The sequence below is a fragment of the Celeribacter sp. PS-C1 genome, from assembly GCF_019429625.1.
Taxonomy (GTDB): Bacteria; Pseudomonadota; Alphaproteobacteria; order Rhodobacterales; family Rhodobacteraceae; genus Celeribacter.
On record NZ_JAHXRW010000008.1, the window covers coordinates 140,817 to 153,654 of the forward strand.

Annotated in this window: 12 protein-coding genes and 1 tRNA gene; 3 read left to right on the top strand and 10 right to left on the bottom strand. The window is 57.0% G+C overall.

Annotation, left to right across the window (positions count from 1 at the left end):
• Positions 1-16: 16 nt before the first annotated feature.
• From J5Y17_RS13125 to J5Y17_RS13140, 4 genes are all read right to left on the bottom strand, one after another.
• Positions 17-829 carry a hypothetical protein gene (locus tag J5Y17_RS13125; RefSeq protein ID WP_219785705.1) on the bottom strand — a complete coding sequence of 271 codons (813 nt, stop codon included), beginning with the start codon at positions 827-829 and terminating at the stop codon, positions 17-19.
• 5 nt (positions 830-834) lie between these two features.
• Positions 835-1,311 carry a hypothetical protein gene (locus tag J5Y17_RS13130; RefSeq protein ID WP_219785706.1) on the bottom strand — a complete coding sequence of 159 codons (477 nt, stop codon included), beginning with the start codon at positions 1,309-1,311 and terminating at the stop codon, positions 835-837.
• 362 nt (positions 1,312-1,673) lie between these two features.
• A tRNA-Arg gene (locus J5Y17_RS13135) sits at positions 1,674-1,750 on the bottom strand.
• Positions 1,751-1,832: 82 nt separating this feature from the next.
• A complete protein-coding gene (locus J5Y17_RS13140; protein WP_219785707.1) occupies positions 1,833-2,144 on the bottom strand; it encodes an ETC complex I subunit in 312 nt (103 codons plus the stop codon).
• 425 nt (positions 2,145-2,569) lie between these two features.
• On the opposite strand from J5Y17_RS13140, the gene uvrB reads away from it, so the two are divergent.
• Positions 2,570-4,750: an excinuclease ABC subunit UvrB gene (gene uvrB, locus J5Y17_RS13145; protein ID WP_304518553.1), complete on the top strand. Its 2,181-nt coding sequence runs from the start codon at positions 2,570-2,572 to the stop codon at positions 4,748-4,750.
• Between the two features lie 20 nt (positions 4,751-4,770).
• On the opposite strand, the gene J5Y17_RS13150 is transcribed toward uvrB, so the two are convergent.
• From J5Y17_RS13150 to J5Y17_RS13170, 5 genes are all read right to left on the bottom strand, one after another.
• Positions 4,771-5,310: a hypothetical protein gene (locus J5Y17_RS13150; protein ID WP_219785708.1), complete on the bottom strand. Its 540-nt coding sequence runs from the start codon at positions 5,308-5,310 to the stop codon at positions 4,771-4,773.
• Positions 5,311-5,453: 143 nt separating this feature from the next.
• Positions 5,454-6,581 carry a mechanosensitive ion channel family protein gene (locus tag J5Y17_RS13155; protein WP_255572082.1) on the bottom strand — a complete coding sequence of 376 codons (1,128 nt, stop codon included), beginning with the start codon at positions 6,579-6,581 and terminating at the stop codon, positions 5,454-5,456.
• Between the two features lie 124 nt (positions 6,582-6,705).
• Positions 6,706-7,005 (bottom strand): hypothetical protein, encoded by a 300-nt coding sequence (locus J5Y17_RS13160; protein ID WP_219785709.1) that lies wholly within the window; start codon positions 7,003-7,005, stop codon positions 6,706-6,708.
• A 172-nt stretch (positions 7,006-7,177) separates the two neighbouring features.
• Complete coding sequence (locus J5Y17_RS13165) at positions 7,178-7,777, bottom strand: rhodanese-like domain-containing protein (protein ID WP_219785710.1); 600 nt, start codon at positions 7,775-7,777, stop codon at positions 7,178-7,180.
• A complete protein-coding gene (locus J5Y17_RS13170; protein WP_219785711.1) occupies positions 7,777-8,094 on the bottom strand; it encodes an antibiotic biosynthesis monooxygenase in 318 nt (105 codons plus the stop codon). Before J5Y17_RS13170 ends, J5Y17_RS13165 begins: the two co-directional genes overlap by 1 nt.
• A gap of 594 nt (positions 8,095-8,688) precedes the next feature.
• Here J5Y17_RS13170 and J5Y17_RS13175 point away from each other — a divergent pair.
• Both J5Y17_RS13175 and J5Y17_RS13180 read left to right on the top strand, forming a co-directional pair.
• The gene (locus J5Y17_RS13175) at positions 8,689-9,690 is read left to right on the top strand and encodes a type IV pili methyl-accepting chemotaxis transducer N-terminal domain-containing protein (protein ID WP_219785712.1); all 1,002 of its coding nucleotides are present in this window, start codon (positions 8,689-8,691) and stop codon (positions 9,688-9,690) included.
• A 93-nt stretch (positions 9,691-9,783) separates the two neighbouring features.
• On the top strand, positions 9,784-10,284 hold the full coding sequence (locus tag J5Y17_RS13180; protein WP_219785713.1) for a HugZ family protein: 501 nt from the start codon (positions 9,784-9,786) through the stop codon (positions 10,282-10,284).
• A 51-nt stretch (positions 10,285-10,335) separates the two neighbouring features.
• On the opposite strand, the gene J5Y17_RS13185 is transcribed toward J5Y17_RS13180, so the two are convergent.
• Positions 10,336-12,624: a glycoside hydrolase family 55 protein gene (locus J5Y17_RS13185; RefSeq protein WP_219785714.1), complete on the bottom strand. Its 2,289-nt coding sequence runs from the start codon at positions 12,622-12,624 to the stop codon at positions 10,336-10,338.
• Between the last annotated feature and the right edge of the window lie 214 nt (positions 12,625-12,838).

A 12,838-nucleotide genomic window follows, 5' to 3' on the forward strand; every position in this document is an offset into this window, starting at 1 on the left:
CGTTTTGAGACCTGCGTCACTGCACGCGGTCAAGAAATGCGCCATCGAACCAGCCCGTCGCACAGGGGCCGTGATAGGGCGCATAAAGCTGGTCGGGGCGAATGAGACAGGAGGTGACCCCATTGGTGGGGATTGCCACGGCGATAAAGTCGCCCTTGCGGGCGATGACGTCCACGGTGTCGCCCTCAAAGAGCCGCCACCAGACGGGCGTCGCAGCGTTTGGACGAGCGTTCGCATAGACCGGAAGCCCTTCGCCTGTCGGCAGGGGCATCACCTCTGCGACGCCAACCGCATTGGGCTCCGGGACCACGACATCCTGCGAAAAGAACAGCCCGATAGGCCCGCGCGCCTCGAGCGGCTCCCAAAGCGCCTCCGTGTCGGCGTAGACGGTTTGCGGCTGGCAGAGTGTCTGCTCGACGTCCTGCCGCCAATGCGCAGATTGCAACCACATGTCGGTGGGGCCGTCTTCTGCCACCGCCTCTTCCATGTCGTCCCAAGGCAGGCTGGCATGAAGCGTCACGGGCTCATTCAGATCGGTACTCCAGAACCCCAATTCAACGCGAAGATCATCGCCCTCTTGCCAGCTAAACCACGTGTTCGCCGCCTCCGCGATCAGCTGCGTGTCGTAATAGGGCTCGCCGGTTTCAAGCGTGTGACGGACGAGGCTAAAGCTCTCATCTTGCGCGCAGACGGTGATTTGCTCGCGGACCTCGGCTTCGGTCGCGCATTGGAACACGACCTCCCCATCGCAAACGGCCTGCGCGGCCACACTTTGGGCAAGGCCTACTGCCAGACAGCTCAGAACTGCCTTTCGGATAAATGTGTGCATGACTGTTACGGCGAGACCTGCGCCAAATCGATCATCTCGATCAGCGCTCCGAGATCAGACGAAACAGAGCCCGCATCGCAGGTCAGAGTCGCGAGCACCTCGTTGTTCTGGATCACGGTGATGCCGCCTTCGAAATCGGCCTCCGCATCACGCTCCGCACCAGCCCAGACCTCATAGTCATAGCCGCCGTCGGCATGAAAGGTCACGGAATCGGTCATATATGTGCCCATCCCGTTCCAAGCCGCATAGGACAGCGTCACCTTTTCCTGCAGGATTTCTTTTTCCACCTCGCCGTTGGCTTTGAAAAAACCGTAGGAGGCCATCTCGCCGTCTTCCCAAATCGCATCGCAAATCTCGACCGCCTTGGCGCCGCCATTGAAGGTGCATGAGAACATTTCCGTGCCATCGAGCAGGCAATATTGCCCTGCCTGCGCCCCCCCGGCGACAAGAATCAAGGCGGTTGCAAAAAAGAATTTGGTCATTGGTCGTCCTCAATAAAAATTCGCTTGAAGTCATGAGCGCCGTCTGCGGCCCAATTTCGGGTTCAGTACTACGTTCCGCACACATGAAGAGGAGGGGGAAATTTCCACCCATTTTCCCAAAGAAAATATCCAAGAGAAGTCGAAACGGAGCAGTAAGGAGACTAGGAATTTCCTATTTGAAAACAACAGCCCGTGAAGGCACTAGCATTTCAAGGCAGCCTGAAGCCGGCAAAGAAAAGGGCAAGACCAACCTTGTCCAAGAAACCGCAGGCACGGCCCTCTCAGCAGTGCTGCGCGCAAAGACCTCCGCAATGAAGGTGCTGGTCTTGGCGACGGCCGTAAACGTTCGGAATAAGTTAAACTGGCGATCCCTTGAGGACTCGAACCCCAAACCTGCTGATTAGAAGTCAGCTGCTCTATCCAGTTGAGCTAAGGGACCGCACGTTGACCAGTTTGGACCATGGTCAGGGTCAAAAAAGCGCCGGCGGACCGGCGCTTGTCAGTCACGAAATCGCACCGGATCAGTGGGTCCAGGGCATCCGTCTGTTGGTCGCGAAGTTTTCGCCGTAGCCGCCAGGGCGGATATTGTGCGCACGGCTTTTCGGCTCTTGCACGACGTAGTCGATGCCATGCTCCTCAGCATAGGCGATGGCCTGTTCCTTGCTATCAAAGGTCAGGCGCACCTGCGTTTGGGTGTCCTTGGACGAGGTCCAACCCATCAGGGGATCAATATCTCGGCTGGTGGCCGGAGCGAAATCGAGCAGCCAGTGTTTGGTCTTGCCTTGCCCGGATTGCATCGCGTTGCGAGCGGGCTGATAGATACGAGCGCGCATCAGGGGACTCCTTTGTTCCTTGCCAGCGTTATCCCCGTTTCTGTCGGGTGTTTCAAGCCTTTCAAAACCATAGCGCGTGCAGTTTGCGCAATAAAAAACCCGCCTATCAGGGCGGGATACGGTGAAGTGACTGCCCGACCGGGGTGTGGGAGCGAGGGGTGGGGTGGGGTGATACACGCCCGGCCGGGTCAGTCTGTTCTGCTGCTTGCATCGTCAGATTAGGCGAGAACGCTTTCGTTAAGCAAGGAAAAATATCGCATAGGTTGTAAAATAAACTATAAAATTCATCTTATAGTGGCAGATCTTTGTTTACCTTTCGTCGTCCGCCGCAGCTCAACCTCAAGAGTCTCTGCCCTAGACTTGAAACGTGAACAAAAAGAGATCATTTGTTAACGATCTTCCCTCCCTGCCTTCAAGGAGCCGACATGGACCCGCTGATGATGACCGATCCGCCAAAGGATCTGAAAAATCGCCCCAAGCTCGAAGGCGGCAAGCGCTTTGTCATGCACAGCCAGTTCGAACCCTCTGGCGACCAGCCGACCGCTATCGCGGAGCTCTCCGCCGCCATCGAGGCGGGCGAGCACAATCAGGTGCTCTTGGGCGCCACCGGCACGGGCAAGACCTTTACCATGGCGAAGGTGATCGAGCAGACCCAGCGCCCGGCGATCATTCTCGCGCCGAACAAAACGCTGGCGGCGCAGCTGTATGGTGAATTCAAAGGCTTCTTCCCGGAAAACGCCGTCGAATATTTCGTGTCCTACTATGACTATTATCAGCCAGAGGCCTATGTCGCGCGGTCGGACACCTTCATCGAGAAAGAGAGCCAGATCAACGAACAGATCGACCGGATGCGCCACGCCGCCACCCGGTCTTTGTTGGAGCGCGATGATGTGATCATCGTGGCCTCCGTGTCCTGCATCTACGGCCTCGGCTCGCCCGAACTCTATATGGCGATGACCATCGATTTGATGATGGGGCAGGAGTATGACCAGCGGCAATTGATGAGCGATCTGGTCGAGCTGCAATACCGCCGCAATGACACGGCCTTTGATCGCGGCTCGTTCCGGGTACGCGGCGACAGTTTGGAAATCTGGCCCGCCCACATGGAGGACCGCGCGTGGAAGCTGTCGTTCTTTGGCGAGGAGCTTGAGAGCATCACCGAATTCGACCCGCTTACGGGCAAGAAAACCGACACGCTGGAACAGGTGCGGGTCTACGCGAATTCGCACTATGTGACGCCGAAACCGACGATCAAACAGGCGATCAACGGCATCAAAGCTGAACTGAAACAACAACTTATCCGCTTCACCGATGAGGGCAAATTGCTTGAGGCGCAGCGGCTGGAGCAGCGCACGAATTTCGATCTTGAGATGCTGGAGGCCTCGGGCTTTTGCAACGGGATCGAGAATTATTCGCGCTATCTGACGGGCCGCGCGCCGGGCGAGCCGCCGCCCACGCTGTTCGAATTCATCCCGGACAATGCGATTGTCTTTGCGGACGAAAGCCACGTCTCCGTGCCGCAGATCGGCGGCATGTATCGGGGCGACTTTCGGCGCAAATCGGTCTTGGCAGAGCATGGATTCCGCTTGCCGTCCTGCATGGACAACCGACCTTTGAAATTCGAGGAATGGGACGCGATGCGGCCGCAATCGGTGTTCGTGTCCGCGACGCCGAAGGACTGGGAGCTGGAGCAATCCGGCGGTGTTTTCGTCGAACAGATCATCCGTCCGACCGGCCTTTTGGACCCTGTGGTGGAAATCCGCCCGGTGGACACGCAGGTGGACGACCTGTTGGACGAAGCCAAGAAGATGACCGAGCTGGGGCGGCGGATTTTGGTCACGACGCTCACCAAACGCATGGCCGAAGACCTCACCGAATACCTCCACGAACAGGGCGTGCGGGTGCGCTATATGCACTCCGATATTGATACGATCGAACGAATTGAGATCCTGCGTGACCTCCGGCTTGGGGCCTTTGACGTGCTGGTCGGAATCAACCTCTTGCGCGAGGGTTTGGACATCCCGGAATGTGGCCTCGTCGCCATTCTGGATGCGGACAAAGAGGGTTTCCTGCGCTCCGAGACCTCGCTGATCCAGACCATCGGCCGCGCCGCGCGGAACGCCGAGGGCCGTGTCATTTTGTACGCCGACAAAATCACCGGCTCGATGCAGCGCGCCATGGACGAAACCGACCGCCGCCGCGCGCGTCAGATGGCCTATAACGAAGAACACGGCATCACGCCCGCGACCGTCAAGAAGAACGTCGATGACATTCTGGCGGGGCTCTATCAGGGCGATGTGGACATGAACCGCGTGACAGCGACCATCGACAAACCGATGGCAGGGCAGAACCTGCAAGCCGTGCTGGACGGTCTAAAAACCGACATGCGCGTGGCCGCCGAGAACCTGGAATTCGAAGAAGCCGCGCGGTTGCGGGACGAGATCAAACGTCTGGAAACCGTCGATCTGGTGCTCCACGACGACCCGCTCGCGCGGCAGTCGGCGGTGGACGATGCGGTGGCGGATGCGAAGGCGAAGAGTGGGCGGTCGACGGCCGGGAGACCGGGGATGCGTGGTGGGAAGGCTGGACGGGGGAGGAAGAAGTAGCAACGCTCCTCCCCAAAAATCTATTTCAAAGAAGGCATGTCTTTTAGATGCACTCGTCCCCGCGCAAAATGACCGCGCACCAAGACTTTGCCCTGACGCAGGATTGGAAAGTCATTGTGCCAATCCCGGTAGCGATCATTGGTCACGACAAGTGCCTTGCGCTGTTGTGCCATACGCAGGATCAGCGGATCGGCGGGGGTGCCTTTCGGTGACACCTTCACCTGTTGGGCATTCAGCCCCAGAGTGCGCGCCAGTCGCACCGGACCGAGATAGGCATTTGACACCAGATATCCAACATTCGCATCAAACCAGACAATTGGCACGTAGCCTTTGGACTTCACAGTTTCGATTGCAGCACGAACGGTCGAAAGATCAGGGCGTTCGTCTTTCCAATACATGATGTTCGACCCGTCCATGATGGCAAACGGCGTGCGAACCAGCTTACGGCGCTGGACAAATTGAGAAGCAAGGTAGAGCAAGAAGATGGCCAAGAGAAATGGCCAATAGCCAAAAATCGCCTCTAGGGACGGCTCCGCCAAAAAATAACGGATATCACTCAAAACCTGATCCAAACCAATACTCCAGCATCACGAAACGATCGCCTCAATTGTCGGACAAGTCAGATCGTAAATGCAAGAGCGACGCAGCTATACATTCAAAAATGCATCGAAGGACTTCTCAATAGTCTGCGCGAGCCCCCCCCCTACTCCGCCGCCAGCCCCTTGCCCAAAGGCCCCTGCCCGCTTGGCGTCTCTCCCTTGATCTCGAAACTCGCCCGCGTGCGCGGCAGCGCATGGGGATGCGCGCCCTGCAACCACGTCAGCAATTTCTCCCGCACTTCACAGCGCAATTCCCACAATCTCGGCGAGGTCCGTGCCGACATCAGGCCACGCAGTTCCACCACGTCCGACGCGCTGTCCACGACTTGCAGGTTCACCACCTGCCCGTCCCAATAGTCGCTCTCTTGCACGAACTCCTTCACCTTCGCGCGGATGTCATCAATCGGCGCGGTGTAGTCGACGCGCCACATGACGGCGCCGATGACGTTGGTGCTGTCGCGGGTCCAGTTCTCGAACGGGTGCTCGATGAAATAGGTCAGCGGCACGACCAGACGCCGCCAATCCCAGATGCGGATGACGACATAGGTGGCGGTAATTTCTTCTATCCAGCCCCATTCACCCTCGACGATCACCACATCGTTGATGCGGATCGGCTGGGTGAGGGCAATCTGGATGCCAGCGAAGACATTCGACAGCACGGGGCGCGCGGCAATACCCAGCACGAGACCCGCGACACCGGCGGAGGCGAAAAGCCCGGTACCGATCTCGCGCACGCCAGGGAAGGTCAAAAGGATGCCACCTGCGGTAAACATGAAGATAACGAAGAACATCACTTGGCGCAGCACTCGTAACTGAGTCAGCGTCTTGCGCGCGGTGAGGTTTTCTTCGTCATCCGTCTGATAGCGCGTCATCGCGCGGGTGGTGAAATGGTTGGCGACGATGTAGCTGGCCCAGCCGAGCGTCAGGATCAGGATGATGCCCATGACATGACGGATATTGGCGAGCCAGGCGGAGGGCAGCGAGACGACGGGCAGAATGATCATCAAGGACAGGAACACTGCCATGAGGCGCATCGGAATACTGGCCTGTCGCATGGTGACCCGCGCGATGTGGGACCGATCAGAAAAGGCGCGCCGGATGAGAGCGCGAAGGCCCCAATTGACAGCCAGCCCGAGTAGGACGGCACCAAAAACGACCGCCACATCCACGAAGAAGTAGTCGAGCCTTCTGACGAATACTTGGGCTTGGGCTAATAATTCCTGAAAGGTCAAAACTTGGGCTGGCCTCGCGATCCGGTCTTTGATTGCACATGCAGAATACAAGACCAAACGCAGCAAGATGCGCTCGGGTTCCCAAGGATATTCAGAAAATGTCAGAAGCCGTTCAGATCGCCGATCAGTTTTCCCATTCCATCACGATATCATAGCCCATGGGGGTCGGCATTTCTTGCAGACAATCTGCCATGGAGCCCCAAATCTCACGAACCTTTGCCATGTTCTTATTCGACGCTTCTTCGCTGTCGAGAACCGCGACGATATAGCCGCTGTGGTCCGAATTCACGACATTCAGGAACCTTTGCATCCCATGAAGCGCCATGATCTGGCCCTTCATGCCATTGATCTTTTGCGTGGCGACGTCGCGCATTCCGGGTTTCAACTGATACGGGGTAACGCGTGCAAAACTGGCTTTTCCCATTGGTTTTCCTCCCCAAAACCTGTGGCGGGCGCGCTTCGGCATATCTTGGCAGGCTTTGTGCTTCACGCGCACTGAGTCTGTAATTATAGCGAAACCGCGCCGGGAGTCCCGACGCGGCGCAGCAATGAAAGGCGATCAGGCGGGGTACTGCCGATACGCCGTTTTGCGAGATTTACTCCCCGGTGACGCTCAACCCCAGCATCCGCCAGACCTGCATGCCACCGCGGTAATAGTAGATTTTCTCCGCCGGAAAACCCGCTTCGATCATGCGCCGGGCCGCCGTCGGAGATTGGCCGCACCACGGCCCATTGCAATAGAGCGCGACGGTTTTGATCTGATCGCCCTCGCAGATGAAGCCCTCGAAATCCGGCTCACAGCCCAGCTCGCCAAGACGATCAGCGGCCTCCGTATAGGGCATATGCACCGCACCGGGGATGGCGCCGCCGTCGAAATCCGGTTTAACGCGGCTGTCGAGCACCATCGCGTCCGGGTCCTGAAGCATCGCAATGAGTTCCAGCTCGCCGATGGTGGTCACGCCTTCCGCCGGGCTCATCGGCTGGATACAGAAACTCGGACAGGGGCGCGAGGTCTGGGCCCATTCCCCCGAGACCATGTTGTCGTTGTCCTGAATGCGGGAAATCTCCACCGGCCCCGAAGGCGTCTCCACCGTCACGGACATCATGTCAGGGGTGATCCCCACCGGTTCGGCCCAAGCACCGCCCGCGAGCATGAGCAACGCCGCAAGAGGCCCAGCTGCCAAAATCCTATGCATCAATAAATTCCCTCCACTTCATACATGACGGGTTCGAACGACTTGCACATGCCATTGATCTCCCGATTGCGTTTGCGCATCTCATCCGAGCGCAGCATCGCCTGGTAATCTTCCCGTTTCTGCCATTGCGAATAATTGGCGATCCGGGTTTGCGCGTCGTTGATATGCAACGCCGCCGCGATAAAGCCCGGCTGTTTCGAGATCACCTCATCGAAGGCGGACTGAAGCGCCTCCATGAGGTCCTGCGCCACGCCGGGCGTGGTCTCGAAGGTCGTCAGAACGGTTTGACAGGTCTTGTCCTTGGAAATGGTCGGCATCGTCTCCTCCCTCAGATGCGTCTGGCCGAATATGGGCCTGATCCGAGCATAGCATGAATGTATCTCATTTTAGCCAGAGGTGATTTTGCGACTTACTCGCGTGGTGACTGAGTCTTTTGTATTCCGCATCACGATCTGATCTGCGTGAACCAGTGGTGTTCGGCTTTTCTTCGAAGCCTATGCGTGATCCCAAGCTAGGACTCCGGACATTTTCCGAAGGCAAGCGCGACATGTTATTTCCATTATAATTTCAGCATATTAACCATCAAAAATCGCTGACAGACAGAGAGAGCATTTAGCCAAATCTCTAGCAACATCCTAAAGGCCTAAAAATCGGCCCCGCACCATCTCCAGAATGGCCCCATTCGCCCCCTAAAAGCGCGTCGCCAAAGGGCCTGTCATGCGCTTGCTGTGTGCCGAATCCAGATGGAATGCAGTGATCGCAACTCCCGGCCTGACCGACGCCTGGCTCCTCGTGAACCGGGCAATCGCGGGGCACAAATTGATTGATCAACTGTAGCAGGGATGCCGAGATGGCCGAAAAGTTTTGGGAACTGAGGGAACGGATTACGTCAAGATCTGCAAAGAAACAGGTTGATCGATCAAATTCTCGAGCATCGGCCCATTTTAAGGCCCCGTAAACTTTCTTTGACTAGTGATCAACGAGAGTTCGCTGAACGATCCCTCATATGGAAAGGCAACATGCTTCGTATTTTCCTTCTCCTTTTCCTCGTCTCATCGGGAACTGGGCTGACGATTTCCGCCCCACTCCACGCCGGTGAGACGCCAATGTCCTCTTCTGAGCTTCAGGTGCGCATTGATGTCGCAGGCCGCCAGCGGATGTTGAGCCAGCGCATGGTGCGCACGGCCTGTAATGCGCAGCTGGATGTCAACCGAGAGCGAAACATCACGTTGTTGTTAACCTCGAAATTCCTGTTCGACAGTACGCTCAAAGAACTCAGAAACGGCGGCGGACCCGAAAAGTTCCAACCGGAAACCGACCCCAAAACTCTGGCGATTATTTCCGAAATCGAAGAGATTTGGGATGTCTTTAAAGGGCGTATCACCGAAGCCAAGAAGGGCAATTTGGAAAGATATTCGGATTTCTCCGCACTGTCTGAGATGTCCATGCATCTTTTGAAGACATCAAATGCTTTGGTCGAAAACCTTGACGACCGCTACAGCGCTCTCGCGAGCCAAAACAATCCCGACCTTGGCCGAATGATCAACATTTCCGGGCGACAAAGGATGTTGATTCAAAAGGCGGGCAAAGAGGCCTGTCTGGCGCAGCTGGCCGACACCCATCACGAGATGGCTCCGCATCTCGAGCAATTGCAAAAGACCATCACAATGTTCGAGAAGTCCGCCTTTGGCCTGGCCTTCTCATCCCGCGAGCTCGGCCTGCCAGCTCCTCCCACTGTGGAAATCGAAACCGAAAATTTCAATCATTGGCAGGAATGGAGCAATCTTGTCCCGCTTTTCGAAAGCCTGAACACTGAGAAACTCAGCGAACTCGAATTGCATGAACTTTCGAACAGCGTGGAATTTTTTCTGAATGCGCTCGACAGGACGGTTCAAGAATATGCCCGGCTTTAGCGCCTCGAGGCTTGGTTTTGTCTTTCGTCCGCGCCGATCATAGCCGACAATTTTACTATGGCATAACGCCACCTTTCCCCCTACCTTCGGCGCATGACGAAAGACAGCCCCTCCCCCATCCGCCCGACGGATGATGACGCACGAGGCTTAGCGCGTGGCCTGATCCAGCAGGCCCGCATCGCCGCGCTTGCCGTGCTTGATCCCGAAAGCGGTGCCCCGCATGTGACGCGTGTGGCCTTCGGGCTTGGCGCCAAAGGCCAATGGCTCACTCTGGTCTCCGACCTCGCCTTTCACACGCGCGCTTTACGTGCGACGCCCCAGGTCGGTCTATTGCTGGGAGAAGCGCCGACAAAGGGTGACCCTCTGGCTTTCCCCCGGCTGTCGGCTCAAGCGACACCGGACTTCATTTCTAGAAACAGCCCCGAACATGCCGCACATCGCGCTGCTTGGCTGGAGCATCACCCGAAATCGGCACTTTACGTCGATTTCGCGGATTTTTCTTTCGTCACCTTCACGCCCATCAGCGCCGATCTGAACGGCGGCTTCGGAAAAGCATACCGTTTGCGGGCGCAGGACATGCAGTTGGACTCATAAAACCGGGCTGCAAAGGCAGCCCGGCTTCGCATTTCTCTTTTTATCGCCAAATCAGATCGGACGGTCCATCCGCGCGATGAGGTTCACCGTGCCCTTGACCGCCTCACCGAACGTCAACAAAACCTGATCCTTGTTCGAACCATAGTTGACCGTCACATAGGGCGTCGCGAAAACAGTGCCGCCTCCGGCGTTCGTCAAAGCATTGCGGAACACGATGCTCTCCACCACTCGCGCCCAACCGCCAAACGGCAGATAACCGGACGGGGCCAGCACCCATGAGGTCGACGCCGTATTTTGGCTGAACTCCAAAGACACCGGATTGATAGTATTTTGGCTGACCCCATTGAAGCTGTTGCCTTCAAAGGTGACATTCCGCGACGAGTTGAACTCGAGGTCCGCATAGGTCGTATCGACCCGCTCCACCCGATCGATAAAGCCGTTCAAGGATTTGAACGTATTGTTCTGAACGGCCAGCCCCTGAATAAAGTGACCCGGACCATAGGGTTTGATCACGATCCAGGAGAAAGAACTCGCACTGTCATTCACGGTGAAAATATTGCCCGTGATGGTCAGTCCCCCAAAGGAATATTCAGACGAAAAATCCGGGGCCACATCATGCTCGTTCGTGATCTCAATAAACGAGTTGTCGATGTAGTTGCCGGTCACCACGGATTTCATATTGGGGTATGTAAAGACCAAACCGGCCATGCGCGTGCTATCGGTAAAATCGTCGCCCTGGAACCAGTGGTTGCCCACAAACATATGCCCGTTGCCGTAAACAATCCCCGTATGCCCAAAGCGCTGAAAACGGTTGTCCCGGATCTTGCAGTCGTTCGAATTGATGTTGAACGCGATCGACTGACGGTCTTCGGCCCGAAGCGGCTGCTCATTGGACACAAACGTACAGCGATCGATGTGCAAATCCTGACACCCGCCACCGATCGAGGTCACGCCACGATTGAGAGGGGACTTGATATGACAATCGCGCAGGTGGAAGTTGTTCCCGCCCATGGCCAACATGATGCCCGACGCCCGACCATTGCAAAGCAATTCCACATCGAAAAACTCGAACTGAGAAAGCTTCGACAGGCCGGAGAAATCGAACACATATTTGAAGCGGGTGAAGGTATAGGTCTGCGTCGTATTCGGCCCAAACAAAGGATGGTTCAGCGTCAATGTCTGGTTGCCGACGTTGACCGACTCGACATAAACCTCGCGCCCGACCCCAGTGCCAGTGACCAAGCTGCCGACCTGAATATTCGCGATATTGGCGACATTGCTCAGCGTGCGCGCGTTGGCCGCGCTATAGCTCGCTTGGGACGTCACCTCCTCGGTATCCCAATCGCTTGAGCTCTGCACATTGATCTGGCCGTTGCGGATCACACGGCGCACTTCCAGCGTGCTGGCACCCGTGATCTCAGCCACATCCAGCGGTGCCGACAGTTCAATACGACGCCCACGCATGTCGAGGCTGTCGTGATCCGTGTAATAGAACATCGCCTGTAACGCGCGTTTCAGGCCTTCGGTCTCATCGCCGAAGGCATCGATATAGGCGTTCAGATGAAAGCTGTGACGCAGGATCAGACGCGCCGATGCAGGCATGGTCACAGTGCCGTCGAAGACCGCCTCTTCTGTGAAGGCCACCGTGTTGGCAAGGTGATACACCCCTTCCGGCACAAGGATTTTCCGCCCTTCCGCCGCAGTATTAGCCGCGTTGAACGCATCCGTATTGTCAGTGATGCCATCGCCGACAGCCCCGTAATCACGCACGTCGATCATGCCGGAGCTGTCGCTCAGGAACCATTCGGAGACATCCTCAATCACGAGATCATCAATCCGCACGGTCCCGCCGTTGGCGCCCGTTAGATCAAGCCCGAAATGGCCGTAAACCGGCTCAAGCCCCCATGGCATGTCCACGCCGCCACGATCACCCGAGCCCACAATGGCCGTCACCTCGACCACCTCACCGTAGGAGGTCAAGTCCACCGAAGCGCCGGTCTCGGCCAGCCCCGCGACATGCGAGAATGACGCATTGCCCGCCCAACCCGCGATCCGCACAGAGGGAAGGTTGCCCGAAATGGCTTTCACCCGCGCCTTGATCTGAAGATACATCCCCGGTTGCAAAGGCGTCTCGCCCATGTATCGCAACATGGTCAGCGTATCGTTTTTGACCAACTCAAGACAGCCGCCAAAATCAGCATCCGCGGGTACAAATGCCGCGTTGACCGCGCCATCATAGGTCGCCGACCCCGGTGTTCCATCTTCGCTGGACCAAACGCCCAGCCCGTCTTCGAACGCCGGTGGCATCAGCACCAGCCCATCAGTAATGGCCTTGTTCATCCGAACCCCTTTCAATCCTTCAATTCCATGCGCACCGATCTGCACGACGGATCTCGGCCCTGGACGAGGCCGTCCGGGCAAAGTCGAAATCTCTCGTCATGGAAACTCGGGACGCATGAGCCCCGAGATGGGCACAGGTCTACAGGAGCAAGTTAACCCGCCGCTTAAACCTCCGAACGCCGCTCTGCGCCCGAACGCAACAGCCTCATTCTTG